This is a genomic window from Vulgatibacter sp. (assembly GCF_041687135.1).
In the GTDB taxonomy this organism is placed as follows: domain Bacteria; phylum Myxococcota; class Myxococcia; order Myxococcales; family Vulgatibacteraceae; genus JAWLCN01.
Window position 1 is genome coordinate 156325 of record NZ_JAWLCN010000008.1, and the last position, 26728, is coordinate 183052.

General features: G+C 70.8%; 26 protein-coding genes. 11 read left to right on the plus strand and 15 right to left on the minus strand.

Features of this window, described 5'->3' with window-relative positions:
• Window positions 1-43: 43 nt before the first annotated feature.
• The 7 genes from ACESMR_RS17770 to ACESMR_RS17800 form a co-directional block, all read right to left on the minus strand.
• On the minus strand, window positions 44-1588 hold the full coding sequence (locus ACESMR_RS17770) for a tetratricopeptide repeat protein (RefSeq protein WP_373048451.1): 1545 nt from the start codon (window positions 1586-1588) through the stop codon (window positions 44-46).
• A 24-nt stretch (window positions 1589-1612) separates the two neighbouring features.
• Window positions 1613-2503, minus strand: a complete 891-nt coding sequence (locus ACESMR_RS17775; protein ID WP_373048452.1) for an outer membrane beta-barrel domain-containing protein — start codon at window positions 2501-2503, stop codon at window positions 1613-1615.
• A 16-nt stretch (window positions 2504-2519) separates the two neighbouring features.
• Window positions 2520-3344 (minus strand): outer membrane beta-barrel domain-containing protein, encoded by an 825-nt coding sequence (locus ACESMR_RS17780; RefSeq protein WP_373048453.1) that lies wholly within the window; start codon window positions 3342-3344, stop codon window positions 2520-2522.
• Between the two features lie 29 nt (window positions 3345-3373).
• Entirely contained in the window at window positions 3374-4621 is a 1248-nt protein-coding gene (locus ACESMR_RS17785; protein WP_373048454.1) for a hypothetical protein, read from the minus strand.
• A gap of 311 nt (window positions 4622-4932) precedes the next feature.
• Window positions 4933-6627 carry a hypothetical protein gene (locus tag ACESMR_RS17790; protein ID WP_373048455.1) on the minus strand — a complete coding sequence of 565 codons (1695 nt, stop codon included), beginning with the start codon at window positions 6625-6627 and terminating at the stop codon, window positions 4933-4935.
• A gap of 106 nt (window positions 6628-6733) precedes the next feature.
• A complete protein-coding gene (rplC, locus tag ACESMR_RS17795) occupies window positions 6734-7459 on the minus strand; it encodes a 50S ribosomal protein L3 (RefSeq protein WP_373048456.1) in 726 nt (241 codons plus the stop codon).
• 169 nt (window positions 7460-7628) lie between these two features.
• Window positions 7629-8081 (minus strand): hypothetical protein, encoded by a 453-nt coding sequence (locus tag ACESMR_RS17800; RefSeq protein ID WP_373048457.1) that lies wholly within the window; start codon window positions 8079-8081, stop codon window positions 7629-7631.
• Window positions 8082-8200: 119 nt separating this feature from the next.
• Between ACESMR_RS17800 and ACESMR_RS17805 the strand changes: the two genes are divergently transcribed.
• From ACESMR_RS17805 to ACESMR_RS17815, 3 genes are all read left to right on the plus strand, one after another.
• Window positions 8201-8743 (plus strand): rhodanese-like domain-containing protein, encoded by a 543-nt coding sequence (locus tag ACESMR_RS17805; RefSeq protein ID WP_373048458.1) that lies wholly within the window; start codon window positions 8201-8203, stop codon window positions 8741-8743.
• The gene (locus ACESMR_RS17810) at window positions 8740-9174 is read left to right on the plus strand and encodes a MauE/DoxX family redox-associated membrane protein (RefSeq protein ID WP_373048459.1); all 435 of its coding nucleotides are present in this window, start codon (window positions 8740-8742) and stop codon (window positions 9172-9174) included. Before ACESMR_RS17805 ends, ACESMR_RS17810 begins: the two co-directional genes overlap by 4 nt.
• Window positions 9175-9303: 129 nt before the next feature.
• Window positions 9304-9744, plus strand: a complete 441-nt coding sequence (locus tag ACESMR_RS17815; RefSeq protein WP_373048460.1) for a hypothetical protein — start codon at window positions 9304-9306, stop codon at window positions 9742-9744.
• Here the strand turns inward: ACESMR_RS17815 and ACESMR_RS17820 are convergent.
• From ACESMR_RS17820 to ACESMR_RS17830, 3 genes are read right to left on the minus strand one after another with little or no spacing between them, the layout of a single operon-like run.
• Window positions 9741-10775: a HupE/UreJ family protein gene (locus ACESMR_RS17820; RefSeq protein ID WP_373048461.1), complete on the minus strand. Its 1035-nt coding sequence runs from the start codon at window positions 10773-10775 to the stop codon at window positions 9741-9743. The genes ACESMR_RS17815 and ACESMR_RS17820 overlap by 4 nt on opposite strands.
• Window positions 10776-10816: 41 nt before the next feature.
• Window positions 10817-11359, minus strand: a complete 543-nt coding sequence (locus ACESMR_RS17825) for a hypothetical protein (RefSeq protein ID WP_373048462.1) — start codon at window positions 11357-11359, stop codon at window positions 10817-10819.
• A 20-nt stretch (window positions 11360-11379) separates the two neighbouring features.
• Window positions 11380-11523, minus strand: a complete 144-nt coding sequence (locus ACESMR_RS17830) for a hypothetical protein (RefSeq protein ID WP_373048463.1) — start codon at window positions 11521-11523, stop codon at window positions 11380-11382.
• A gap of 259 nt (window positions 11524-11782) precedes the next feature.
• Between ACESMR_RS17830 and ACESMR_RS17835 the strand changes: the two genes are divergently transcribed.
• Both ACESMR_RS17835 and ACESMR_RS17840 read left to right on the plus strand, forming a co-directional pair.
• Window positions 11783-12517 (plus strand): lytic transglycosylase domain-containing protein, encoded by a 735-nt coding sequence (locus tag ACESMR_RS17835; RefSeq protein WP_373048464.1) that lies wholly within the window; start codon window positions 11783-11785, stop codon window positions 12515-12517.
• 148 nt (window positions 12518-12665) lie between these two features.
• Window positions 12666-12956: a hypothetical protein gene (locus ACESMR_RS17840; protein ID WP_373048465.1), complete on the plus strand. Its 291-nt coding sequence runs from the start codon at window positions 12666-12668 to the stop codon at window positions 12954-12956.
• Between the two features lie 19 nt (window positions 12957-12975).
• Here the strand turns inward: ACESMR_RS17840 and ACESMR_RS17845 are convergent, their stop codons facing one another.
• On the minus strand, window positions 12976-14922 hold the full coding sequence (locus ACESMR_RS17845; protein ID WP_373048466.1) for a sensor histidine kinase: 1947 nt from the start codon (window positions 14920-14922) through the stop codon (window positions 12976-12978).
• A 184-nt stretch (window positions 14923-15106) separates the two neighbouring features.
• Here ACESMR_RS17845 and ACESMR_RS17850 point away from each other — a divergent pair, with 184 nt between their 5' ends.
• Window positions 15107-15511: a response regulator gene (locus ACESMR_RS17850; protein WP_373048467.1), complete on the plus strand. Its 405-nt coding sequence runs from the start codon at window positions 15107-15109 to the stop codon at window positions 15509-15511.
• 63 nt (window positions 15512-15574) lie between these two features.
• Here ACESMR_RS17850 and ACESMR_RS17855 read toward each other — a convergent pair whose 3' ends face one another.
• A complete protein-coding gene (locus ACESMR_RS17855; RefSeq protein ID WP_373048468.1) occupies window positions 15575-16510 on the minus strand; it encodes a Ku protein in 936 nt (311 codons plus the stop codon).
• A 305-nt stretch (window positions 16511-16815) separates the two neighbouring features.
• Here ACESMR_RS17855 and ACESMR_RS17860 point away from each other — a divergent pair, with 305 nt between their 5' ends.
• The 3 genes from ACESMR_RS17860 to rpoH all read left to right on the plus strand — a co-directional run bounded on the left by ACESMR_RS17860 (window position 16816) and on the right by rpoH (window position 21123).
• Entirely contained in the window at window positions 16816-18333 is a 1518-nt protein-coding gene (locus tag ACESMR_RS17860) for a hypothetical protein (protein WP_373048469.1), read from the plus strand.
• Window positions 18334-18387: 54 nt separating this feature from the next.
• Window positions 18388-19737, plus strand: coding sequence for a CBS domain-containing protein (locus tag ACESMR_RS17865; RefSeq protein WP_373048470.1), 1350 nt, complete (start codon window positions 18388-18390; stop codon window positions 19735-19737).
• A gap of 486 nt (window positions 19738-20223) precedes the next feature.
• Window positions 20224-21123: an RNA polymerase sigma factor RpoH gene (gene rpoH / locus ACESMR_RS17870; RefSeq protein ID WP_373048471.1), complete on the plus strand. Its 900-nt coding sequence runs from the start codon at window positions 20224-20226 to the stop codon at window positions 21121-21123.
• A 138-nt stretch (window positions 21124-21261) separates the two neighbouring features.
• Here the strand turns inward: rpoH and eno are convergent, their stop codons facing one another.
• Both eno and ACESMR_RS17880 read right to left on the minus strand, forming a co-directional pair.
• Complete coding sequence (eno, locus tag ACESMR_RS17875) at window positions 21262-22548, minus strand: phosphopyruvate hydratase (RefSeq protein ID WP_373048472.1); 1287 nt, start codon at window positions 22546-22548, stop codon at window positions 21262-21264.
• Between the two features lie 188 nt (window positions 22549-22736).
• Window positions 22737-22910 carry a hypothetical protein gene (locus tag ACESMR_RS17880; RefSeq protein ID WP_373048473.1) on the minus strand — a complete coding sequence of 58 codons (174 nt, stop codon included), beginning with the start codon at window positions 22908-22910 and terminating at the stop codon, window positions 22737-22739.
• A gap of 438 nt (window positions 22911-23348) precedes the next feature.
• Between ACESMR_RS17880 and ACESMR_RS17885 the strand changes: the two genes are divergently transcribed.
• Both ACESMR_RS17885 and ACESMR_RS17890 read left to right on the plus strand, forming a co-directional pair.
• Entirely contained in the window at window positions 23349-24506 is a 1158-nt protein-coding gene (locus ACESMR_RS17885) for a hypothetical protein (protein WP_373048474.1), read from the plus strand.
• A 40-nt stretch (window positions 24507-24546) separates the two neighbouring features.
• Entirely contained in the window at window positions 24547-25263 is a 717-nt protein-coding gene (locus ACESMR_RS17890; protein ID WP_373048475.1) for a hypothetical protein, read from the plus strand.
• Between the two features lie 45 nt (window positions 25264-25308).
• Here ACESMR_RS17890 and ACESMR_RS17895 read toward each other — a convergent pair whose 3' ends face one another.
• The gene (locus ACESMR_RS17895; RefSeq protein ID WP_373048476.1) at window positions 25309-26661 is read right to left on the minus strand and encodes a cyclic nucleotide-binding domain-containing protein; all 1353 of its coding nucleotides are present in this window, start codon (window positions 26659-26661) and stop codon (window positions 25309-25311) included.
• Between the last annotated feature and the right edge of the window lie 67 nt (window positions 26662-26728).

Genomic DNA, 26728 nt, shown 5'->3' on the forward strand with positions numbered 1-26728 from the left:
CGGGCGCCAGGGACGGAAAGGAACCGAGGCCTAAGGGGAAGGACTACTCCTGCTCCGGCTGGGCGCAGGCGTTCTTCAGCGTGAACTGGTAGTAGCCGATCTCGTCGAGCCAGAACTCGTTCTGGAAATTCCAGTACTCGTAGTCCTCGGCAGGAATCACCGGCCGCTCCAGCGTCTGCGACGCCAGGCGCGCCTCGAACTCGGCGCCCCGCTCGAGCCGCTCCTTCTCTGCCTTGGCCGTCTCGAACTTGATGATCTCGGCCTGTGCGTCGAAGTGGCGGATGGTCGCGACGGCGTCCTCGAGGCGGGCGCGGATGAACTTGCCGGCGACGTTCTCGAGGATGTTCTTCTGCTGGTCGATGACCTGGATCATCTCGGCCTGCAGCGCCGAGTTCTTCAGCGGGCCGCTGGCCATCAGCTTCGACTTCTCGCTCTCCAGCTGGTTGATGTAGCGCTGGAAGCCGGAGACGCGCTTGTTGCCCGCGAGGTAGTTGTAGACCGCGCGGGGCAGCTTGGTGCGCTGCGAAGCCTGGGAGATGAGGCCCCAGTAGTAGGCGAACTCACGACCCTCGTCCAGGAGCGGCTGCACCCGGGCCGGCACGGTCGTGTAGTTCTGCGTGTACTTGCCGAGGGCGTCCTTCGCCTCGTCGTACAGGCAGGCCGTGTAGTAGATGGTCGACTTCAGCGTCCACGACTCGGGAGCGAAGGCGCCCTCGAACTGCGGCGCGTGGAGCGCCTGCAGGGTGCCGAGCGCCCCGCCGTAGTCGTCGTTGAAGAAGCGGGCCCAGCCGTTCTCGAAGAGCGCCTGATCCCAGTGCGGCGAGAAGCGCGGCACCGCCTCGTAGAACTTCACCGCGTTGGCGTAGTCACCGAGACCGTAGTAGGTCCGGGCCATGCCGAGGCGCGAGAGGTCGCGGAGGTCGTTGAGCTCGAGGTAGGTGAGCTTGAGGCTGTTCTGCAGCGAGAGGACCTCGTTGAAGTAGCCGAGCGCCTCCTGCGAGGCACCCTCGAGGTTCCCGCCCTGCTGCCCCTTGGCGATCGACACGATGCCGAGGAGGTAGCGGGCCCGCGCGTAGTAGGAGTTCTCCGGGGGAACCACCCCGAGGAACGCCTCGGCGTCCTCGAGACGGCCTGCACGGTACGAGACCATGCCGACCATGTAGTTCACCTTCTGGAGGTACTCCGGCCGCAGCCGCTGGAACTCGTCGTTGTACTCCTTGTCGAAGAGCGACGGGACGAAGAGGTCGTCGTCCAGCGCCTCGGAGACATCGACGATCCCCTCGACGGCCTGCACGTAGTGCGGGTGCGCGGGACCTTCCTTGAGGATGTTCGCGTAGGTGTAGAGCGCGCTCTGGTAGAGGCCCATCTTCTCGAGCGTCTGCCCGAGGTAGAACTCCGCCTTCGCCCGCTCCGCGGTGGCGCCACTCTGCGCGATGAAATCGTGCATGTAGGCGGCGGCGCGGTCGAACTGGCCCGCGTTGTAGGCCTGGATGGCGGGCGTGAGGTCCGCCTGCGCGATGGCGATGCTCGGCACCGCCAAAGCCGCAGCGACGAGCACGCCGCACAGGGTCTTGCTGATGTTGCGCATCATCTCAGTGCAGTCCCCGAAAGCTTAGAAGGTGTACGAGACGCCGCCGTACACGCCGACGTTGTTGAGCACGTCGGAGGACGGCTCTTCGATCAGGCGCTTGGCGAGGTTGACGTCGCCGCTCTGCTGGAAGTCCGCGTCGGCGCACGAGGCGTTGACGGCAGACTTACCGCCGTGGAGCGCGGTGAGGTCCTCGAGGTTGCAGCCGTTGATGGCGTCGACCTTCGCCGTGTAGACGAGGTCCTTCACCTCGAGCCGCACCAGGAAGTTCTCGTTCAGCCGGACGCGGAAGCCCGCACCCACCTGGCCGACGAACTTCATGCCGGTGTCGCCGAACGTGGCGCCGTTGTCGCCGCTGGCACCCTGGAGCTGGATCTGGGTGCCGCCGACGCCGGCGCCGGCGCTGAGCACCAGGCCGAAGCTGGCAAGCGAGCCTTCGTAGAAGGCGAACTTGCCGTAGATCGGGGTGACCTCGAAGCCGCCGGTCGCAGCCCACAGCAGCGTGAGCGCGGTGGCGGCCTGCGGGGCCTGGCGACCGGTGTTGATGAGCTCTTCGGTGAACGCGGTCTGCTCGCTCACGTAGAAGTACATGCCCTGTGCCTGCAGCGCGAAGTTCTCGTGCAGGTGGTACAGGTACTGGGCGCCGGCGCCGAGGTGCGAGGTGAACTTGGAGTTCAGCTGCGCGATGGCGGGATAGAGCACGACCTCGTGCTTGCCACCGTCGGAGACGCTCTTGCGCTGCACGGTGTGCAGACGCAGGTTCTCCGAATCCACGGTATCCGCGACGCCCTCGAAGCTACCGAGGGTCGTTGCACCGGCAGGCTCCGCCTGGGTGGCGGTGTCCTGCGCGAGCGCGACGGAGGGGAGCGCCGTGGCCAGAAGCCCGGCGAGAATACGATTCGCGTGAGTCTTCATCGGATGGGCAGCTCGCTTAGAAGACGACGGAGGCGCCGACGTTGAACATGAGGACGTTGGTGATGCCCTGCTCGAGCTTGCCGGCCTGGGGATCGGCCCCGGGCTGCTCGCGCTCGGCTTCCTGCAGGACGATGCCGGTGCGGTACTCGTCGGGATGGACGATGTCGAACATCTCGAGCCGCAGCAGCACGGCGTCGCTGATGAAGAACCGGAAGCCACCACCGGCGGAGGCCGCCCAGGTCGCCTTCGATTCCTCGAGGTAGCCCCGGCACTCGGCGCCGCGGCTGCCCGAGTCAGTCGCGCCGTTCTGGCAGTAGGCGATCGACTCGCGCTTCAGCCCGACGGCGCCACCGCCTGCGGTCAGGTACGCCTGGAAGTGGATCGGCAGCTCGGTCACGAGATTGAGCTTGCCGTAGATGGGGGTCCAGCGCGGCATCAGCAGCGCCTGCCACTCCATCGTCCACATGTCCTGGAAGTCGTCGACCTTCAGGTTGGTGTTGCCCGAGGCGAACGGGTCGTTCTCGTAGATCTTGGGACGCGCCTGATCACCGACGTCGGTGATGGAGCCGAGCGCGAAGCCCGGCCGCAGCTCGAGTGCCCAGGCCTCCGAGAAGTTGTAGGCCAGACCCAACTGGAAGTTCGTGTGGCTGGTCAGCCGGTTGGTCAGGGTGAACCCGACCGTCGGCGTGACCTCGAACTTCTGCCAGGTGGTGTGCTTGCGGTTGCGGACGACCACGCGCTCCACCACGTCTTCGGCCCGGGCAAAGTCCGGGGCGAGTACCGCAGCGACGAGGAGGGTGGCCAGGATTGTGAGCAGGCTCCGGTTCACAAGTCTTTCCATGGAGAGTTGTTGCTTGCCTCGCGCCTAAGTCACTGGCACATCGAAACGTCGGTTCCCACGTCGACGTCGTAACAGACCTCGACCGTGTGGAGCGGATCGGGTATCGACCGACCGCTGAAGCGGACCACGTTGCGTTGGGTTCCGCCCGAGCAAATCACATGCTCCCACCCTTCTGGAAGCCCCCTCGCTACATTCCGTGAACAAAGTCCGCGAATGCAGTCCGGAAAGGCGGCCGAGCAGGGTGCGGCATCGTTGCACGAAACGGCATCGTTTGGCACTACCACTACGTCGATCGTGTGCTGGATCGGCATCCGACCCAGTGGAAAATCGCTGCGGAGGCCCGACGAGCCCAGTCCGAGCTCGGAAAGTCCCGCCGAATAATCGTCCGCGCAGATGCTGACCGCTGCCCCGCCGCTCGCCTCGGCGAGCGCGACGTAGCGCGGCGCATGGAAGGCGCACTCGGCTCCCGCTGCGCCTGCCGCGCCGTCGACGCGGCAGGGAACGGCGCTGTCGCTGGTGCAGCCGATGTAGTCACGGCCGGTGTCGTCCGGAAAATCCAACACGTCCCTTTCCGTCGCGACGATGGCACCAATCCGGACGGACGCGTCGTTGCCGAAGCCTTTCAAGCCTCGAAAGAAGCGACCGAAATACGCCACCGAGCCCCAGGTCGGAGAATCCTCGCACTTGCAGGACGGGCCTGCAAGACACGGCTCGTCATCGACGTAGGGACCGCAGGAGGAGTCCTCCTCGTCCGAGACGAAGATAACCGAGAGCGCCGCGTCCGGCCGGAGAAAACCGGCGTTTCGCGTGCTGCGCAGCGGCTCGGAGAGCGCGAGCGTCGCAGCGAGGAGCCCCTTCTCCTCGGGGCTGCCGTCGACACCGACCTGCACCAGCAGCCGGAAGGCATCCACCGCCGCGGCGGCACTGCCGTCGCCGACGTTGCAGCGCACCACGCCGCCGACCGGCGCGCAGGCGACGAAGGGCTCGGTGGCACCGGCGGGACGGCGCAGCCAGCCCGGACCGATGCCCAGCGCCTCCTCGGCGCGGTCGACGTCGGTGGTGATCACGCCGAGATGGAAGTCGACGGGCACTGCGGCCTCGGCGAGTTCCGCGACGAAACCGGCGAAGTAGGTGGCGAGCTTCTGCTGCACGTCCGCCATCGAGCTCGAGCTGTCGACCACCCAGAGGATGTCGACCTTGCGCCGGGCCTCCTGGCGGAACGTGTCGCACTGCCTGGGCCTGGCGGGCCGGTAGCTCCCGGGCCGGCCTTCCACCACGTCGACCAGCGGCGGCGCCGCCTCGTCGGACGGCATGCCCACCACCACGCGGTAGGCCTCCGGCCGCGGCTGCAGCGGCGCCTCGTCACCGCAACCCGCCACCGAGAGACAGGCGAGACCCAACGCCCCACCCCACCCCGCGCGCACGCCTGCCGAACGCGCGCGAGGCACGGAACGGCAATCGAGGGCGGAAAAGGGCAGCGACATGCCGATCCCTTCTGCAGAACCCGGTGGGTTGGGAAGATGGAGAGGCGGATCTGCTACCACGTCGGCCCACCTCGTTCAAGGGAGGCGGGCCCGCCGCAGCGGCGCTATCCGCCGAGGGGCGCCGGGAGACAGAGGGAGAGCACCCTGCCGTCCACCGTCTCGTCGACGCTGCAGGACCAGCCTGCCGGGCAATCGCCCGCATCGACGCAGCGCCTGCTGCAGACGCTGCCACTCGCCTTGGCGATGCAGATCTGCTCGCTGCACGCGGCGGGACCGAAGGTGCAGTCGGACCCCACCGCACCGCCACCTGCGGGAAAGCAGATCCGCACCGTCTCCGTCGGCTCGCCTTCGGTGCGGGCCTCCCTGCAGACGAAATCGCCAGGTGCACCGGAGGCGGTGTCGCAATCGATATCGCCGTCGCAGGCTGCGGTGCACAAACGGCTGGCGCCGAGGTCGAGACAATGACCGTCCTGGCAGGGCGGCCTGCCGGGCTCGCACGCATCCCCGAAAAGGCCGCCCTTCGGGGCACAGACGCCGCCGTCCGGCCCCGGCGGGCTCCGGCAATCCCAGCGCAGCTCGTCGCCGCTCGCCTCGAGGCCGCAGCAGGCGAACGACGCGTCGCCGCAGGCGTCGTCATCGTCGCATCGACCGGTGCACAAGCCGGCGGCGCCGCTGCGCAGGCACAGGCCCGAGAGGCAGCCCGCGGCCCCCGCCTCCCCGCAGGCCTCACCGAGGCGCCCCGCGCCGCCGCTGCAGCTGCCTGCTGCAGGGACGCAGACGTCCTGCTCGCCGACGGCGGCACACACGAAACCGAGGCCGGCTGCATCCAGGCAGTCGTCGTCGGCGGAGCAGAGGGGCGCGCAGAAGGATTCCCCTGCGGTGTCGTCGGCGATGCAACGGGAGCTGCGGCCGCAGGCGTCGTCGTCGGCGCAGGGGGCGCAGGCCCTGCCGTCGGTGGCGGGCTCGCAGCGGTTGGTGGCGCCGTCGCAGAACGAGCCCACGGGGCAGCCGCGATCGCTCTCGCACCAGCCGGCGCAGGTGGCAGCCTCGGGCACGCATTGAAAGGGGCCGGCGCCGTCGCCGGAGAGATCGGCGCAGCGGAAATCCGCCGGGCAGACGCTGGTGCAGGCCTCGGTGTCGCCGCAGGCCGGGTTGCAGGAGCGGCCGCAGAAGCGCTCGCCGGAGAGGAAATTGGTGACGCAGCGGTCGTTGCCGTCGCCGCAATGCGCGTCGCCGGTGCAGGCGGCGCAAAGCCCCCGCCCCGCCTCGCACGTCTCCCGCTCCGGCAGGCATTCGCTTCCGCCGCCCGCCCGCGAGCGGCATTCGTATCCAGCCGGGCAGGTGCCGCCGTCGCAGGGCGCCGAGCAGAAGCGCTCGCCGGTGCCCAGCGCCTCGACGCAGCGCCCGCCAGCAGGGCATTGGGCATCGGCGCTGCAGGGGGAGCAGAGGCCGCGGCGCACCGGCACGTAGCAGCTGCCGGCCTCGGCATCACAGCGGTGGCCGGTGGGGCAGGCGTCGTCGGAGGCGCAGCGGAAACCGGGCGCGCAGCGGGCGGAGGCGCCGCCCTCCTCCAGCTGGCAGGTGAGCCCCGCGGGGCAGTCGGCGGTGGTGCTGCACGCGGTGGTGCAGACGCCGGCGCCGCCGTCCAGCGGCAGGCAGGCGGCTGCGGGTCCTTCGCACGCAGGCCCGCCTCCGGGATCGCAGGGATCGCCGGGCTGCAGGGTCTGCGGCACCCGCACCTCGCAACCGAGGAGGAGGGGCGCGAGGAGGAGGAGGAGGAGCGCGCGCAACGAGGACATCGCCCCCGTTGTACCGCAAGACGCCCCCCGGGCGCCCGAAACGACGGCGGCGGCCGCCGGAAGAACCGGGGCCGCCGCCTGGCGTCGCAACGGGACGAAGGTGGGCTTAGCCGCGGCCCTTCGAAGCCTTCATCGGGTTGATCGGACGCTTGGTGGTCTCGACCTTCTTGGCGCGCGGCGGCTTGATGGCCGGGCGGACCACGACGAGGCCGTCGTTGTGACCGGGGATCGCGCCGCGGATCAGGAGCAGGTTCTGCTCCTCGTCCACGCCGACGACCTGGAGGTTGCGGACGGTGATCCGGTCCACGCCCATGTGACCCGGCATGCGCTTGCCCGGGAAGACGCGGCCCGGCGTCTTGCGCTGGCCGATGGCGCCGACGTGGCGGTGGTACTCGTGGACACCGTGCGAACCGCGGGCGCCCTGGCCTGCCATGTTGTGGCGCTTCATCACGCCGGCGAAGCCCTTGCCCTTGCTGACGCCGGTGACGTCGAGCCACGCGCCCATCGGGAAGATCTCGGCACCCCAGGTGCCGCCGACCTCGAGGCCCTCGGCCTCCGCCTGCTTCAGGCGGAACTCGCGGACGTAGCGGCTGGGGGCGAGGCCGAGCTTCTTGAAGACGCCGAGCTCGGGCTTGTTGAGAAGCTTCTCGCGCTTCTGGCCGAAGCCCACGCGAACGTTGATCTCGCCCTCGGCGACGACGGGCTTGAGGCCGAGGATGACGTTGGGGCCGGCGCGAACGACGGTGACGGGGACCTGATCGCCGTTCTCGTTGAAGACCGAGGTCATGCCGATCTTCGTGCCGAGCAGGCCCTTACCACGAAACGTGCTCATGAATTCTCCCTCGAGAGGTTCCCCACCGTGTGGGAACATCGAGCCTGATGGTTGCCCCCAACCGCCCGGTCCGGGTGATTGGGGACGCGCAACCTAGGCGAAACGACGCCAGGGCGCAAGCGGATCGGGCGGGAAACCCCGCGGAGAATGGCGCTCTTCCTGCGGTTGGCTACTGCGCCGCGGCGCGGGCCTCCCGGGCGTAGTGGAGCGCCAGCGAGCGGGCGAGCTCCGCCGCGTGCCCCAGCCCCTCCACCGCGAGCCGCTCGAGGAGCGCCCCGGACTCCGGGTCGTGGAGGGCGGTGGTGAGCCGGGCGATCCGCCTGCAGCGGGCAGAGAGGGCGTGGGCCGTGGCCAGATCGGCCCGGAGGAGCCGGGCCACCTCTGCCGCCGGGGTGGGCAGGGCCTGGGCGCTCGGCTGGGGCGGGACGCCGTGCACCGCAGCGATCCGGGCGCCCACCCGATCCCGGAACTCGGCCCGGGCGGCGGCGATCGCCAGCCACCTGGCGCGGAGGATCGGATCGGGGGTGCGCCGCGCCCTGCTGGCGCCCAGCTCTGCTGCATGCGCCAGGGCGGCGTGCAGGGCGAGAAGCTCATCCACGATGCGCTGCCGGTCGTCGGACATGGGTCCCTCCGCGAGAGGGGAAGGTGGCGGCTGCCTGCCGGTGGCGCAACCGCCCCGGGGACGAACCCTCGACCGACTTGCGGATGGTTTCCGCAGGGGTCGGGTGTTATGGCTCCGCCATGGTACGCCGCCCCCTCGAACACCCACCGGTGCAGGCCCTCGCCCTCGCCTTCTTCGCGGGTCTCCTCGGTCTCGTGGTGAACGCGGCACGGAGCGACGGGCTCCCCCTCGATCGGCCCATCCTCGCCGCTTCTGGCGCCTCCGCCGAGGCGACCTGCGCCGCCCCCGAGCGGCACGTCGCCGCCATCGAGCTGGCGGAGGCCCGCGCCCTCCACGCCGCCGGCGCCGCCTTCGTCGACGCGAGGCCCGCCAGCGACTACGCCCTCGGCCACGTGCCCGCAGCGTTCCATCTGCCCTCCCGTGGGGAGAAGCCGGAGGCGGCACAGGTGATCGGCGCCCTGCGCGGCGCGGCGACGGTGGTGGTCTACGACGACGGCGCCTCCTGCGCCCTCGCCCGCCACCTCGGCGAGCGCCTCCTGGAGGAGGGCATGGCGGACGTGCGGGTGATGCTCGGCGGCTTCAGCGGCTGGCAGGATGCAGGCGAACCGGCGCAGTCCGGGCTCTGCGAGGCCTGCGAAGCGGTGGCGGAGGGAGCGGAATGACGGGCGCGCGGCTCGCGGTGCTGGTCCGGATCGCCCTCGGGGCGGTCTTCCTCTATGCAGGCGTGATCAAGGCGTTCGACCCGCAGGGCTTCGCCGAGGACATCGCCAACTACCAGCTGTTGCCGGGAACCCTGGTCCCGCTGGCGGCGGCGGCGCTTCCCTTCGTGGAGATTGCCGCAGCGGTGGCGCTGATCGTGGGCCGGTGGAGCCGCGGCGCCTCCCTCCTCGTCGGCGGGATGATGGCGGTCTTCACCGTCGCGCTGCTCCAGGCCTTCGCCCGGGGGATCGATCTCAACTGCGGCTGCTTCGGTGACGCGGCACCTGCGGATTGGACCACCCTCGTGCGCGACGTGGTGCTCCTCGGCGCGGCGGCCTTCGTCTACCGCTTCGACGCCGGTCGCTTCTGGCCGCGCCGCTCGCTGGCAAGCTGATTCCGCGCCGGGGAAAACTCCTTCCCTCCCCGGGGCGCCCGCCTCCCTTCCCCCACCGCCGGGCCGTTCGCATCCTCCATCCGGCGGGTGGGCGCGGTGCTTGCTTTGCAGCACCGGTGGGAGGCAGCAATGAACGGTCGACTCACCGAGGGATTGTCGTTCGAGTGGCGCGCGGAGCGCCACGTGGAGGAGCTGCTCGCGCAGCTCGCCCAGGTCGAGCTGCCGCCGGAGCAGGCCGCGCGGATCGCCGAGCTCGCCGCCTCGGCCCGGGCGCGCCGCACCCGCCTCGAGCGCCGCCTCCAGGCGCTCCGCACCCCGCCGCGCCTCGCCTCCCTGCCGCAGCCGATCGATCGCATCGACGAAGCGCTGGAGGTGGCGCTGGCGCTGACCCGCGCCGCGGCGGATCGCTACGCCGCCCTGGCGGAGCTCTCGCGACGCCTCGCGGATCCCGAGTCGGCCTTCTCCTGCGAGCTCAACCGGATCGCGGCGGAGGAGGCGGCGATCCTCCTCGACGGCATGCTCGCCAGCGCCGTCGACAGCACCGTGGGCGCAGGCGTGGTCGCGCTCTAACCGAGCAGGCGCTCGACCAGCCAGTAGGCGCCGAAGAAGCCGATCACCGCGGAGAAGCCCGGTACCGCCGTGCGGGCGTACCAGGGCTGCCGCCGGGAGAGCAGCAGGAGCGGCGCCACCGCCAGGACCACCGCCAGCTGCCCCGCCTCGACGCCCAGGTTGAAGCCGGCGAGGGTGGCGGCGACGCTCCCCTGCCCCAGCCCCAGCTCCCGCAGCAGGCCCGCGAAGCCGAAGCCGTGCACGAGGCCGAAGAGGAAGGTGAGCCCGACGCGGCCACGGTGGCTCCGGCGCACGACGTTCTCCACGGCGACGACGACGATCGAGGCGGCGATCAGCGGCTCGACCACGCCGGAGGAGAGCTCCACCACCCCGAGCACCGAAGCCCCCAGGGTGATCGAATGGGCGACGGTGAAGGAGGTCACGAGCTTGACCACCTCGCGCATGCCGGTCGCCACGAGCAGCAGCCCCGCGAGGAAGAGGAGGTGGTCGAAGCCGGTGAAGATGTGCTCGACGCCGAGCACGAAGAAGTGGAGGAAGCCGCCGGTCGCGCCGCCCTGCAGCGTGATCTGCGGCTCGCTCGCGTCGACGGAGAAGGCCTGGACCCTCTCGCCGAAGCGCGCCTCGCCGACCACCCGGTGTCCGGGCGGCAGGGCATCGAGGTAGCCGAGGGCGAGGTCGAGGGCGCCGCCGACATCCCCGGCGCACCGGAAGGCGCCGGCGATGCGGACGCCGCCCAGGGGATCGAGCGCCACCTGCGCTGCGCCGCGGCTGCAGACGCCCGCCTCGGTGCCGACGCCAATCCGTTCCCACGAGGCGGCGAGGATGCGGTCCTGCGCCGCTTCGACCTCGGCGCCGCCGAGGACGCCGTCGCCGTCCCGGTCGAAGGAGCCCAGCTCCTCGGCGTGGAAGGCCACGGCGACGTCGACGTCGTTGCCGCGGGCCACCACCTCGACGAGGGAGGCGCCGCGGTTGTGCGCCGAGGCGAGCCCCGGCACTGCCAGCAGGATGAGCAGCGGTAGGAAGCGAAGCACGTGCGCAGGGTAGGCAGAAGCCTGCCCGTGCGCCAGTCCCGCTACTTCGCGGGGTGACCGCGCTGGATGTCGTGCTCCACCCCGCAAAACGGGCAATGGATCGTGCCGGTCCAGGAATCGCGCACCTTCACGTCCTCGCCGCAGCAGACGAGCGGGATCACGCGCATGTCGTCGGGCTCGGCGCGCACGCCGGCGCGGAACGGCGCGGGCGGCACCGGCAGGAAGGTCAGGTTGGGATTCTGGCCGATGGTGCGCTCGACGTGGCGGAGCTGCTCGAAGCGGATCTCCTCGCCGAGGGCCGCGGCCTTGCGGGAGAGGTAGAGCCGCTGCTCCTCGGTCCACCACGCGTCGGCATGGGCGGACGCGCTGCAGTACGGGCAGGTGCGGGAGACCGGGTGGGTCACGACCTCGTGCTCGTTCTCGTGGCGCAGCTCGTTGCCGAGCCGCCGCAGGAGCAGGACCGCGTCCTGCTCGCTCCAGCGCAGCTTGAACTGCCGGTGGCAGGTGCTGCACTCGCGGCGGAGGAAGCCGCGGCGATCGAGGGGAAGCTTGAGCTGCTCTTCGAAGTGGTCGATTGCGATCATCGCGCCTCTTGCTCCGACGGCTACGCGAGCCGGTCGCGCCGCATCACGCTGCTGGCCAGGGAGATCAAGCCGAAGAGGAGCGTGGCGTGCAGCCAGGAGACCAGGTGCTGTGCTGCAACCAGCCCCAGAATCCAGAGCGCGAACACCCAAGTGAAGGTTTCCACCTCGCCCTCCTCCGCCCGGCGAGCGACGACTCGCGCCGCCGCCCGCACAGCAAGTTAGGAAGCGAGCGCGGTGTCGACAACGCTGGGCGCGCAGCACGAACGAGAGGGAATCCAATTTCTCCGAATGAGAAGGCGGCTGCCCCCGACTTGCATCCGCGGCCCGCCCTGCAGGAGCGCTCCGTCCGCCTTCCGAGCGGGCTCTCGCCCCTTCGGCACGATCCCTGCCACGCAGCCTTGCCCGAACGAAAGGGAGGCGGCGATGGCGAGGGTTCTCTTCACGGTGGGAGCAACGGCGACGGCGGCGCTGCTGCTGAGCGCGGCAGCGCCCGTCCACGGATCGGAGACGGGCGACGTCGACGATCTGCGCGAGCAGGTGGCCCAGCTCTCCACGGCACTCGATTCCCTGCGGGAGGAGCTCTCGGAGCGCCCCAGCCGCGAGGAGCTCGCGGCGCTGCAGCAGCGCGTCGAGGCGATCGACGACGGCGCGTGGGAGGAGGCGGTGGAGCTCGGGATCGTGCGGCGCTTCGCCCAGGCGAAGACGGGGCTGACGCCGGAGGCGGAGCAGCGCGCTGCGGCGGCGGTGGTTCGCGAGGCCCGGGCCGCGGGCCTCGATCCGCTCCTGGTCGCAGCGGTGATCGAGGTGGAATCCACCTACCGGAACTACGCGGTCTCGCCGGTGGGTGCCGTGGGCCTGATGCAGGTGATGCCGGCGACCGGCGCCTGGTTCGGCGAGAAGCTCGGCAAGCCGCGCACCGGACGCGAGGAGCTCTTCGATCCGGAGCGGAACATCGAGCTCGGCGTGCACTACCTCGCCGATCTCAAGCGGCGCTTCGGTCGGATGGACATCGCCCTGCTCGCCTACAATGCGGGACCGGCCCGCGCCCAGACCATCAAGAAGGGCTCGCGGGAGGAGCTCGAGCGCTGGCTCGACAGCTACGCGCGGAAGGTCCTCGCCGCGCAGCGCCGCCTGCAACGGCAGCTCGCCCAGCGCTGACCGGAAGAAGTTACAGGGCGACGCATCGGGCGACCGGTAAATATGGGAGCCCGCTACCTCCGTAGGACCACCATGGAGGCGACCCCACAGGGTTTGGAACTGGCAGGTTTCTTGCTCGTCTGCCCTCCAGATCCGCAGGAGGGCGCGAATGAGCCAGGTGATTCCTCTCGGGCGCGGCACGTGGCCGGCCGTCTGTCCCCAGTGCAACAGCGAGATGGACCTGCTCGCTGCGCCGTGGTGCGGCTGCCTCGCCGGGCATCCGTCGAAGCTCTGCCCGACCTGCGATCTCTGCGCGTGCAGCCACCCGGACTACGGGAACCCGATCTGTTGGAGCGAGGCGCCGCCCCTGCTGCGGCGCTTCGGCTTCAGCCGGCTCTTCGACGTCTACGAGAGCGGCAGCGCGGCCCGGGAGCCCCGCACCAGCAGACGGGGGGCCTGACGCAGCGCGGGTGATCGATCTACGCCTCGTTCGCGGGGAACGCGCCGAGCGCCGCGCGAACGGCTGCAGGATCGAGCGGCAGCTCGAGCGAGCGGAAAGAATCGTCCGGCGCTTCGCCGAGGAAGAGGAGCGGCACCTCGCCGAGCCCCGCCTCGGACCGCAACGCCGCTGCGGCGCCGTCGATCCCCGCCTCGACGAAGATCGCCTCGGGCAGGAGCAGCGCCGCCTGCTGCAATCCCTCGCGCAGCGAACGCGCCACCACCAGCGCGCCCCTGCCCTCCACCGATCGCACGAGCTGGTCGCCGAGGTCGGGGTCGGCGCAGATGCCGAGGAGCCGCAGCCCCTCCCTGCCTTCGCGCCGCAGCGGCAGGGTGAAGACGAAGCGGGTGCCGCCGCCCTCGCGGGCAGCGGCCCAGATCGATCCGCCGTGCTGCTCGACGATCTCGCGGCAGATGGCCAGGCCGAGGCCGAGCCCCCGGCTCTCGCCGCTCTTGCGGTAGCGCTCGAAGACGAGCGGCAGCTCGTCTTCCGGGATGCCCGGCCCGCGATCGAGCACCTCGATGCGAACCTGATCCGCCGCGCCGGCGAGGCGCACGTCGATCTCCACCTCGGCGCCTTCGGGCGAGTGGGCGATGGCATTGGCGACGAGATTCTCGAGGACCTGGCGCAGGGCGCTGGCGTCGACCTCGGCGGTGACCGCCGCATCGCCCACCGCCCGGACGCGGATCCCCCGCTCGCCGACCGCGTCGTCCGCGAGGGCGCGGGCGATCGCAGCGAGATCCACGGGCTCGATCTCGCGGGTCACGGCGCGGTGCCGGCCCCGCTCGAGGATCTGCTGCACCAGCTGCAGCAGGCGCAGCCCCTGCCGCTCCACCGCCTGCACCGAGCGGAGCTGCGCCGCTGGCAGCTCGGCGCCGAGGAGCAGGCGCGCGTGGCCGAGCAGCGTGTTGAGCGGCGCGCGGAGATCGTGCGAGCACATCGCGAGGAGGTCATCCTTCAGGCGGTTGATCTCGCGCAGCTGCTCGTTCAGCCCGGCGAGCTCCTCGTAGCGCTGGTGGTAGGCGGCCTCGAGCTCGTCGCGCTTCTGCCGCACGCTGGTGTGGAGCTTCGCGTTGCGCACCGAGTTCGCCACCGCGGAGGCGGCGGCGCGGACGAAGGCCTTCTCGTGCTCGCCGAAGGCGCGGTTGCGCGCGAGGCGGAGGAAGAGCGCGCCGTAGGCGTCGCCCTGCGCCACCAGGGGCGCGACCACCAGCGACGAGACCGGCAGCGTGGAGACGAGCGGGCGCACGTTCTCCATCAGCGGATGGGTGTGGAGGTCGTCGATCACCACCGGCGCCAGCGATTGCACCGCCGCCCGGACCTCCGGGTAGCGATCGACCTCGATGCGGAGGCGGCGGAGGTGGGGCACGTCGTGCGAGGCCATCACCGTGGCGTAGTCGGCGTCGTCGAGGAGGATCGCCGAGCAGCGATCGGAGGGCACCACCTCGGCGATCCTGGCGACCACCACCCGCAGCAGCTCCTCGAGCTCGAGGTGGCTGGTGGCGGCCTCGGTGATCTGGAGCAGCGCCTCGAGCTCGCCGCGGCTGAGCTGCGAGCGACTCTGGCTGCCGTACCGATCGGTGGCGCAGCGAATCCGCGCGGCGAGCTCCGCGGCCCCCGCGCCTCGGGCGACCACCTCGTCGGCGCCGCGCTCGATCGCAGCGCCGAGCCACTCGGCCTGGAGATCGACGACGATCAGCGGCTGCTCGCCACCCAGGGCGGCGGCGACGCGATCGATAGAATCGAGCGACGCCTCGCTGCCACACGAGAGGAGGACGGGGCAGCCGGGAACGGCGGCGGGCGCCTCCCGGGTGGTGGAGACACGGAAGCCCATCCGCCGCAGGCTCGCTGCGAGCGAGCGCGACCGCGCCGTCTCGCTGGCGACGACCAGGATCTCGTCTCGTTCGGGCGATGGAGCTGGGTGCATCCGGGTGCCTCCGGTGCGGGCGAACACGTGGCCACCCTAGGGCCATCCCTTTCCTAGCACAAACGGGCGTTCATCAGACGATACATGAGCGATGCGTCGCCCGCCTGCTCCTTTGCCACCCAAACCGGATGCCGTATGCTCGGACCGCCCGGAACCACTCAACTTTTCGAAAATCGGACAAAACATGGCGATTCTTTGCATCGACGACGATCCGCAGTTCTGCGATGCCATCGCCGGCGTCCTCGCCGACGCAGGCTACCGGGCCGTTGCAGCCCGGACCGCTGGCGAGGGTCTGCAGCACGCCCGTGAAATCGATCTCGCCATCGTCGACCTGCACCTGCGCGGTCTCTCGGGTGACGAGTTGGTCCGCGCGATCCGGGAGGTGCGACCCATCCCCGTGATCCTCACCTCGGGCGTCCCGCCCGAGGACGGGAGGCTGATCGCCCGCCGCTGCGGTGCGCAGCACTTCCTCGCCAAGCCCTTCGACCTCGACGAGCTCCTCCGCGTGGTCGACACCCTCCTCGGCGAGGCGAAGGATGCAGCCCGCGAGGCAGCGTCGGGTGCGGCCCCGACGAAGCTCCGGGCCTGATCGATTCCTCCGCTGCCGCACCCTGAACCGCCCTGCGGGGCCGGTCGGATCCGCGGGCCGCTCCTACTTCTTCCGGCTTCTGGAGGCGCTGCGCTTGCGGGCGGGCTTCTCCTCGGGAGTCGCTTCCTTCTCCTTCCGCCGCGCCGATCGGGCGGCCTGCGCCGCGGCAGCGGCGCGGCGCTGGCCCTTCGCCGGCCGCTCCTCCGCCTCACCACCGCCCGGCCGCGCCTGCTCGAGGCTGCGCCGCAGGATCTCCGCCAGATCGATCACCTCTCCGGTGGCAGGTGCCGGCGCCGCAGCAGGCAGCGGCAGCCCCTCGAGCTTGCGATCGATCATCCGCTGCACCGCCTCCTGGTAGCGGTCCGCATATTTGTCCGGATCCCAGGGTGCGGTGAGCTGTTCGACCAGCATCAGCGCCAGATCGATCTGCTTCTCGGGTAGCTCGGTGGCGGCGCCGGCGGGAAGGTGGAGTTCCCCCTGGTCCCGCAGCTCGGTGGCGAAGCGCATCGTGTCGAGCGCGAGCGCCTCGCCGCGGGGGCGCACCGCCGCCAGGTATTCGCGCTCGCGGAAGACGACCCGCGCGATCCCCACCTTGCCACTGCGGACGAGGGCCTCGCGGAGCAGCGCGTAGGCCCGCTCCGCCCCCTTGGTGGGCTCGAGGAAGTAGGGCTTGTCGTAGAAGACCGGATCGATCTCCTCCTGATCGACGAATTGCACGATGTCGACGGTCCGCGCGAGACCGATGTCGATCGACTCGAGATCCTCGTCGGTGATCTCGACGTAGCGGCCCTTCGCGTACTCGTAGCCCTTGACGATCTCCTCCCAGGGGACCTCCTCGCCATCCACCTCGCAGACCCGCTTGTAGTGGATCCTTCCCTGGTCGGGGGCGTGGAGCATCTTGAAGCCCACCCGCTCGCTCCTGGCGGCGAGGTAGATGCTCACCGGGATGTTCACGAGACCGAAGCTGATCGATCCCTTCCAGATCGGCCGCATCGCCATGCCTGCACCCCTTCGGACGGGATCGGACCGCCCTCCTCCGGAAAATTAGGGCCGCCGTGCAGGAAGCACACGCGCCCCCTGGGGGCAGCGGGCGGCAGCGCCGGCTCCATGGCGGGCGGGGGCCCGTTCCACGCACGTCCCGTGCGGGCCCTGTGCAGCGACACGCCGCCGTCCCCCGTCGAAACGGGCAAAGCAGCGCCATGGCGCCTGGGCAACAGCCGAAGCCTCCCGAATTGCGGGGCTTTTTCCTTCGATCCCTCGGCACGGCACCTGCTTTGGGCGGGCCCGAGCCCATGGAGGATCGAATGGCAGACGAACAGCACGGCAGCGGTGGTTGGGGAAGGCTCTTCGGTCGAGCGCGCCGGCGGCGCAGGGCGGCGCGGGAGCGGGAGGAGCGCGAGGCGAGGATGCGTGCCGCCAGGCCCTCCGGGGAGCAGCGGGCCTACGAGACCCTCCACGAGCGGCGGGCGCTGCAGGAGGAGCGGGCGCTGGTCGAGGAGCGGGCCCGGCAGGAGGCTGCCCGGCGCTTCACCTACCGGGAGACGGGCGGCGGCTACGGCGGCTACGGCGGCAGGGCCGACCGCGGCACCTACCGCCCCGAGGAGGGGCGCTTCGGCGCGGGCTACTCCGAATACGGCGCCGCGCGGCCCTGGGAGCGCGGCGGCGAATGGCAGGCCGGCGAAGGCGCACGGGGGGGCGAGACCTGGCGCGGCGGCGAGTTCCGCGGCGGCAGGGAGCATTGGCGCGGCGCCGAGTTCCGCGGTGGCGGCGCGGAGACCTGGCGGCGGCGCGGGGAGCGTTCCCACCCGCGGGGCCTCGGCGCCACCGAGGGTGGCAGGCGGATGGAGCGTGGCGCGGGTGGCAGTGCGGGAAGCATCGAGCGTCCCTACCCCACCGACAAACCCCACGGTCTCGGTGCCTACGGCGAGGATCGGATCCCGGCGATGGAGGTCGGCACGCACCCGGGCCACCCGGGGGCCGACACGGTACAGGCCATCGGCGCCGGCATGGGCGGCCTCGGCGGCATGCTCCACGGTGGCGCCAGCGGTCGCGGCGGCAGGGATTTCGAGGCGGAGGAGCTCGAGGCGCGGCGGGTGGGTCCCGGCGCCTTCCGGCGCGAGGGCGGCGCCGGCGGTAGGCGCAGGGGCGCCGCACCCTCGCCCGATCGGTCGGCAGGGCCGCTCGAGGGGATGCATGGCAGGGGCTACGCCACCTGGCCCGGCGGCGACACGCCCTTCGAGCGTGGCAGGCCCCGGGACGCGGGGGCACGCAGCCCCGGCTACGTGGGCGAGCACCGCGGCACCAATTGGGAGGGCCGCACCGACGCGGAGCGGATGGGGACGTGGTTCGGCGGTGGTGGGGAACGGCGCGGCTGGACGGGCAGCGGCCCGGGCAGCGAGCGCACCTCCGATTGGTATGGCGGCAGCGCCGGCAGGGAGCAGACGTCCACCTGGTACGGCGGCGGCGTGCACGAGGCCCGCGAGGACCGTATCTCGCAGGACTTCGGCGGCCTCGGCGGCCCGGAACACGGCCGCTTCGGCAGGGAGGAGACCGCCGATCGCGGAGGCGGCAGGGGCTTCGGAGGGCCGCTGGGCCGGTGGCGGGAGCGGGATCGCGGGGAGCAGGGCCCGCTCTACGGCGGCCAGTACCGCGGCAGGGAAGACGAGTACCCGATGAGCGGCGAGGCCTATGCAGGACGGGGGCACGTCGGCAGCGAGGACTACCGGGATCTCACCCGCTACGGCGAGGGCGGCGCGGACCGCGGCAGCAGGGAGCGCTACGTCGAACGCCACGAAGAGGGGGAGCACTACCGCGGCCGGTAGCGCTCCCTAGCTTCGACGTTCCCAATCCAGCTTCACAGAGAGAGGCAGCAGACCATGGCGACCTACGAGCAGGGCAAGCGGGGCAACGGCCGCGGTGCCGAGCACGACAGGGAGGAAATGATGCGCGATCCGGAGACGATGGGGTGGCGCGGCAGCGGCCGGGACGTGCGTGAGGACCTCGACCGGCGTACGCACCGCGACGAGATCGATCGCCGCCACGACTGGCACGCCCGTGGCGAGGGCGGCATGCGCGAAGGCGGCTTCCGCGGCGGCGGCATGCGCGCCGGGATGCGGGAGGCAGGCTACCGGGAGGACCTGGACCACCGCACGATGCGGGACGAGATCGATCGCCGCCACGACTGGCACCCGCATCGCGAGGGACGGGGCGCCGGGTGGCTGGAGCGGGGCGGCACGCCCGGTGAGCGCTTCATGCGCGGCGAGGCCGGCGACGTGCCCTCCGGCGGCAGGCTCCAGGTCACCAACTACCGGCCCGAGCGCTCCTACGGTGGTGGCGCGCCCAGCGGCTACGGCAGCGCCCAGTACGGTTCGGACTACTACGGAAGCTCGGGCGGCTACGGTGGTTACGGCGGCAACGTGGGCTACGGCGGCTACGGTGGTGACGCCGGCGGCGCCTACGGGGGCTACGAGACCGGGCAGACGATGGGCCCGTCGTACAGCGGCGCCGGCGGCGGATACGGAGGATACGCAGGCGACGAATACAGCGGGAGCTACGGCGGCATGGGCCCGGGCCCCGACGGCCGTGGCCGTCCCGCCGCCAGCTTCGGCGGGCCCAGCGGCGCCGGCTCCCTCGCGGGCACGTTCGGCGAGACCGCCGGATGGGTCCCCGAGCGCCAGGGGATGCGCCCCAGCTCCTTCGCACTGCACAGCATGATGATGGAGGGCCGGGAGCCTCGCCGCGAGGAATGGATGGGCCCGGAGCAGCGCCGCGGTCGCTGGGAGCGCGAGGGCGCACTCGTCCGCGACGTGATGACCCGCAATCCGAAAACCGTCCATCCGGACAGCCCGATCCACGAAGCGGCCCGGCTCATGCGGGACGAGGACACGGGCTTCATCCCGGTGGTCGAGGATGGCAGGGTGATCGGCATGGTCACCGACCGCGACATCGCGCTCCGGATCGTCGCCGATCGAAAGGATCAGAATACCCAGGTGCGCCACGTGATGAGCTCCGACGTGCACGTCTGCACGCCGGACGATCGGCTCACCGACGCGGTACGGGTCATGGGCGAGGAGAACGTGCGCCGGCTGCCGGTGGTCGACCGGGACGATCACCTCAAGGGCGTGATCTCGATGAGCGACGTGGCCCGCGAGGCCGATCTCGACTACGCGCTCCAGGAGGCGCTCGAGCAGGTCGCCGCCCGCCGCTCGTTCTGGTCGCGCTGGTAGCAGCAGAGCTTCCGCTCGAGTGAAGGGGCCTTCCGGCGACGGAGGGCCCCTTCTTCGATCCGTCCTGCCCCTGCTCGAGGTCCGGTTGTAAGAAGTGCAGGGGTGGCTGCAAGCCCGCACCTTGCCCTCCGGCCACCGTGCCGGAGCGATTGTCCCTGCAGGGAGGAGCCGGCGTGCCCTTGCCGGCCTGCCGGCGGCGTCGCAGGTGCGCACGACCTTCCGAAAGATCAACGGGCCTCCGACGGCGCCCCCAGCGCCTCCCGGTAAGACTTACCGGCGCCAAGCCCTCGAAAACCCACCGCAGGGGCCTGCCCTGTATTTCTTACCGACCCTCTTGCCGACATGTATGCCAATGGACACTGCATGTAGGCATTTTTCTTGGGGTTTGCTCGGTTGGAAGAGTGGCACCCCATTCGCACAGGGACCCAGCACCGTGCCGCGGTCCCTCGGGACCCGTACCACCCGGAACTTGGAGGCTACCTGGCCATGCAGCTCTCGACCCTGCCGGCATCTTCGGGCTCGCTTGCGATGTACCTGTCGGAGATCAACCAGTACCCGCTTCTCACCCAGGAGGAGGAGCAGGAGCTCGCCCGCCGCTACCGGAAGAACGAGGACGAGGTCGCCGCCAGCAGGCTGGTGACGGCGAACCTCCGCTTCGTGGTGAAGGTCTCGTACGAGTACCGCTCCTACGGCATCAAGATGGCCGACCTCATCCAGGAGGGGAACATCGGCCTGATGAAGGCGGTGCAGAAGTTCGATCCCGACAAGGGGATCCGCCTCATCTCCTACGCCGTGTGGTGGATCCGCGCCTACATCCAGAACTACATCCTCAAGTCGTGGTCGCTGGTGAAGCTCGGCACCACCCAGGCCCAGCGGAAACTCTTCTTCTCCCTCGCCCGCACCAAGCGCGAGCTGGAGAAGCTAGGCGGTGCGGAGGAGTCCCAGGACGCCAGGCGCATCGCCAAGAAGCTCCGGGTGAAGCCGGGCGAGGTGGTGGAGATGACCCAGCGCATGGAGGGCCGCGACCTCTCCCTCGACGCGCCGATGGGTGACGACGGCGGCAACAGCCACGTCGACTTCGTCGCCGACGGTGGCGAGGGCCAGGACGCCCGCCTCGCCGACGCCGAGGAGCGGGAGATCGTCACCAGCCGCGTCGAGCAGGCGCTGATGCGACTGGATCCCCGCGAGCGCTTCATCATCGAGAAGCGCGTGATGAGCGACAAGCCGATGACCCTCAAGGAGCTCGGCCAGCACTTCGGCTTCTCCCGTGAGCGCGCCCGGCAGCTGGAGATCCGCGCCAAGGACAAGCTGAAGCACGAGCTGGTGGCCCTGATGGAGGACATCGAGCCGGAAGGCGTTGGGCCGATCGCCGCCTCGATGGGCTGAGCGACCGGGTCATCGCCCAGGGCGAAGAGGCGTGGGAGCTCCCGCGCCTCTTCGCGTTCCTGCCCTGCTCCTCGAAAAAAACGGCCGGTCCCCGTGGAGCGGCCGGCCGTCTTTCCTCGGGCGTGCAGCCCGCCGCAGCTACCGGCGGGGGAAGCAGGCGCGGCCAGCGTAGCGGGCGGCGCTCCCCAGCTCCTCCTCGATGCGGAGCAGCTGGTTGTACTTGGCCACGCGGTCCGAGCGGCTCGCCGAGCCGGTCTTGATCATCCCGCAGTCGAGGGCGACGGCGAGGTCGGCGATGGTGGTGTCCTCGGTCTCGCCGGAGCGGTGGCTCATCACCGCGGTGTAGCCGGCCTTCTGGGCCATGCGGACCGCCTCGATCGTCTCGCTCAGCGAGCCGATCTGGTTCACCTTCACCAGCAGCGAGTTGGCGATCCCCTGCTCGATCCCGCGGGAGAGGCGCTCCACGTTGGTGACGAAGAGGTCGTCGCCGACCAGCTGCACCCGGTCGCCGAGGCGCTCGGTGCCCATCTTCCAGCCCTCCCAGTCGTCTTCGGCGAAGCCGTCCTCGATCGAGGCGATGGGGTAGCGCTGGCAGAGCTCGTCGTACCAGCCGACGAGGCCGGCCCGGTCGAACTCCTTGCCCTCGCCTTTGAGGACGTAGGTGCCCTTCGCCTTGTCGAAGAACTCGCTGGAGGCGACGTCGAGGGCGAGCACGACCTGGTCGCCGAGGCTGTAGCCCGCCTGCGTCACCGCCTCCGCCACGACCGCGAGCGCCTCCTCGTTGGAGCCGAGGTCGGGGGCGTAGCCGCCCTCGTCGCCGACGCCGGTGGCGAGCTTGCGGCCCTTCAGCACCTTCTTGAGGGCGTGGAAGATCTCGGCGCCCCAGCGCAGGCCCTCCCGGAAGGAAGAGGCGCCCACCGGCATCACCATGAACTCCTGCACGTCGACGCGGGTGTCGGCGTGGGCGCCGCCGTTGAGGATGTTCATCAGCGGCACGGGCAGGGTCCGGGCCTGCGCGCCGCCGACCCAACGGTAGAGCGGCACACCGTGGGCGAGGGCGGCGGCGCGGGCTGCCGCCAGCGAGACGCCGAGGATGGCGTTGGCGCCCAGGTTGCTCTTGGTGGGGGTGCCGTCCAGGTCGATCATCCGCCGGTCGAGGGCGTACTGATCGTCGGCGTCCATACCCACCACTGCCGGGGCGAGCTTCTCGTTCACGTTCTCGACGGCCTTGAGCACGCCCTTGCCCAGATAGCGGGCCTTGTCGCCGTCCCGAAGTTCGAGGGCCTCGTGCTCGCCCGTGGAGGCACCGGAGGGAACGGCGGCGCGCCCCGTGTCGCCGGTGGAAACGGTCACCTCCACCTCGACGGTGGGATTGCCGCGGCTGTCGAGAATCTCGCGCGCGTGGACGTCGACGATATCGATCATGGACTGAGCTCCCTTCCTCGAAAAGGGCGGCAAGATAGAAGCGGTGAAGCGGCCAGGCAAGCGCTCCTGCGCCCCGCTGCCCACGGTTCGAGTGGCCTGCCGACACCTCGCGGCGCAGAAACGAGCGAACCCCCTCTCCTGGGTGGGAAAGGGGGTTCGGCAGATCGGAACGCTCCGGGACCCTTCGGTCAGACGGAGTAGTCGATGATGACCACGCCGCGCTCCGGCTTCTCCTCGCCGCTCGGACGGACCGGCTCCTCCGGCGCGATCGGGATCTCGATCCGGGGCCGCTCGTCGTCCCTGCGGCGCTCTTCGTCGCGTTCCCGGCGCTTGATCTCCTCGATGATGAAGGCATCGAGCATGGCGACCTCCTCGTCGAGCCGGCGCGGATCGTTCCGCCAACCCGCCCATCCATTTCTGCAAGCCCAAGGCCAGCCCGCAGCACGACCCGGACAACATCGGAACCTCCTCCGGGAAGTCCCTTCGCTGCCCCGACCCGCTCCCGCCTTCGGGGCCCGGGATCCGCAAGTCGCGGATCGCGGATTTCTCCAGCGAGGACGGCGCCCTTCTTCGATCTCCTAACAGTGGGCGACGCAATGTCAAGCAAGGCACGTTGAGCTTGCAGGCAGGCGGCCCTCGCCTCGTCCGGGACCGGGCGCGCTCCCAGCCCGCGCATATGCGTCCACAGCGTGGCGCCCCACCGCCGCACGAGGCGCCCTGCGCTCGCTTGCTCCCCCCGGGGGGCGCCTCCTATACTCGCGCCGCTTCAGGAGTGCCCCAACACCTGACCGAGGATCCCCATGAACCGCCGCATTCTCACCGCCGTGGGCGCCGCCGCCCTGCTGGCAGCCTGCAGCGACAACAAGCCCGCCGCCGAACCGGAGAAGGCCGCCCCCGCGCCGGCGCCGAAGGCCGCGGCCCCCGCCGCCCCGGCGAGCGACGCCTCGGTGGCCAGCGTGCCCGGCAAGAGCGACCCCGAGTGCGTCGGTCCGATCGACACGGCGGTCCCCGAGACCCGCACCATCGGCGATCGCACCGTCGAGGTGAACGGCTACCGGCTCACCGTCAAGAGCGCCGAGGATGCGGACGAGAAGGCGGTCGTCGGCGTCCTCGCCAACCTGAACGAGGCCTCCGGCGAGAACCTCTTCAACCTGGAGCGCTACCTCGGCTTCTTCCGCGAAAACGGCGCCGAGATGATCGTGGTCGCCGGCGACAGCGGCCAGGATCGCGCCAACATCGAGGCCGTGCTCCGCAAGGTCGCCGCCTCGGGACTCCCGGTCCTCGCCATCGCCGGCAACCGCGAGGCGCGCGCCGACTACGTCGACGCCGTCGCCGCGGTGCAGAAGGATCAGCCGAACCTGATCAACGGCAACCGGGTGCGCTACGTCGACTGGGACGACGCCGACTTCGTCACCCTCCCCGGCTACCACGATCCCCGTTACATCCACGCATCCGGCGCGGGCTGCCAGTACTCGAAGGAGGACGTCGGCGCCCTGAAGAAGCTCACCGCTGCGGCGAACGACGCGGTGGTCCTCGTGGCCCACGGCCAGCCACTCGGCACCGCTCCCACCGCCCTCGACGTGATCGCGCCGGACAAGAAGCACGTTGGCGATCCCAACCTGACCACGGTGCTCGAGACCGCCGGGATCCCCTTCGGGATCTTCCCGAACATCAAGGAGGCCGGCGGCATTGCCGTCGCCGACCTCGCCGGGGAGAAGGTACTTGCGGACGGCACCGCCAGTGAGAAGCTCTTCCTCAACCCCGGCGCAGCCGACAGCATCGAGTGGACGATGAACGACGGGACCACCTCGGTGGGCACCGCCGCCATCCTCGCCATCGAGGGGAAGCAGGCAACGCACCGGATCTACCGGGCGGCGAAGCTCTCCGATGCGGAGAAGGCACAGGCGGCCAAGCTCGCGCCGGCCCTCGAGCAGCCCGCGACCGCGCAGACGGAGTAAGGGTCCACCGCCGCCGGGGGGCCGAGAAGGTGGTGCAGACGTGAGTGGTGAGTCGTCGGTAGCGGACCGTCGCAAGCTGGGTGAATTGCTCGTCGCCGCCGGCGTTCTCGACGAGGGCAAGCTGCAGGCTGCCCTCGTCGAGCAGCAGCGCTGGGGCGAACCCCTGGGGCGCACGCTCGTCAACATGGGCGTGCTCTCGGAGGAGCTGCTGGTGCGGGCCCTCTCCCGGCAGCTGGGGATCCCCGCCTGCGACCCCGCGACGATGGAGCTCGACCGGAGCATGGCAGGCTACATCGGCCTGCACCTGGTCGAGCAATTCGGCGTGATGCCGGTGGCGGTCGAAGCGAGCCGCAAGGTCCTCTTCGTCGCCACCGCCGATCCCACCGACAAGCGTGCCCTCGCCGAGCTGGGCGATCACATCGGCTGGTCGATCCAGCCGGTGGTGGCAGCCTCCAGCCGGATCGAGAAGGCGATCCGCAAGCACTACTACGGCGAGCTCGGCGCCGCGGCAGAACCCGCTGCCCCGGTGCAGGCGGAGGAGCCGGGACGCGAGCAGCCGACGCCCCCCGCCCCGCCGACCGAAGCCCCGCCGCCTGCAGACTTCGCCGATCTTCGAGCCTCGATCGCGGAGCTGGAGCGCCTGGCTGGAGGGCAGCTCCGCGCACTCCGGGTGTTGGTGGAGATGCTCGTGGAGAAGGGCGTCGTCCGTCACGAGGACTACCTCGCCAGGGTGCGCGGCGAGGACAAGACGAGCTGACGGGTTCGTGGGTCCCGCCCCAGGGGACCCATTGCTTCCCTTGCGTCAGACGAGGAGGGATCCGCCGCCGCGGATGCCGCCCGCGCGCTGGCGCTCCAGATCGAGCCGGCCCAGGGTCTCGCGGATCGAGGGGTGGCGGTCCAGCAAGGCCGAGAACGCCTCCCGCGGCAGCCGCAGCACCATGCCGCGGCTCCGGGCCCTGCAGCTCGCGCTGGCCTGGCCGCCGTGCAGCAGCGACTGCTCGCCGAAGAGCTCCCCCTCGCGCAGAATCGCCAGGGGCTTCTCGGCACCGTCCTGCCTTCGCACCACGTCGAAGGTGCCGTGGAGCACCACGAAGAGCCCCTCGACCGGCACGCCCTCCTCCACCACCGTTTCGCCTGCCGCCACCTCCCGCGTCCGGAACTGGCGGATGAGCTCGGCCCCGGTGGCACGATCGAAGGGACGAAAGATCGGCGAGGTGGCGAGGACGTTGGCGAGGAGGCGCTGCCGGTAGAAGCGGCGCAGCGCGGTGGCGACGGAGGTGTGGTCGCGCACCAATTGGCGCAGATCGGCGCTGGTGAACTGGAGCACCTCGCTCTCGCGCAGCGCCACGACGCTCGCCGTGCGGGCCGAGGCGGTGAGCAGCGCCATCTCACCGAAAAAGGCGCCGTCCTCCAGCACCGCCAGCCGCACGTGCTGCGCGCCCATCTCGCGGACGACCTCGAGCGATCCGTCGACGACGACGTAGAAGGCGTCGCCGCGCTCACCCTGGCGAACGGCGATCTCCCCGGGGGCGAGGCGCTGGTGCCGCGAACGATCGATGAGCTTGCGAAAGGCCGCCGGGGCGAGATCCGCGAAGAGCGGGATCTCGGGCAGCGCCGGCGGAAGCGTCGCTTCCCGGTCGAGCTCCCGGGCGTCGACGATGTCGATCTGGAAGAGCATCTCGTCGAGCCGCTCAACGTCGGGTGGCGCGGGCGGCTGCGAGAAGCGCACCACCTGCACCGGCTGGCTCGGCGTGTAGGGGCCCGGCGTGGAGGCGGGCGCCCCGGCTGGCTTCGGCAGGGGCGTACCGCGTGCCGGCGTCGGCGGCGGTGGCGGCCTTCCCAGCCTGCGGGCGTGGAGCTCGGCGAGAAGTGCTTCCGCCTCTTCGTGGCCCGGCGCGATCTCGAGGACGAGCTTCAAGGCGGCGATGGCCCGCAGGAGCAGGCCATCGGCGGCGAAGCGCCGGCCCGCAGCCAGGAAGGCGAGGATCGACTCGGCATCCTTCCCGCGCTTGCGCTGCACCTCGCCCAGGCGGACCAGCAGCTGCGGGTCCCTGGGGTTTTCTTTGGCGAGGGCTACGTAGAGGGCGGCGGCGCGGGCGAATTTGCCTTTCGCCAGCGCAGCCGCCGCCTCGTCCTTCCGCTTGCGAGCGTTCATGCCTCTCCGGCAGCGACGTGGGGGGTCGCAAAGATCCAAATTCTACATCCCCACAAGGGGGAGGTAG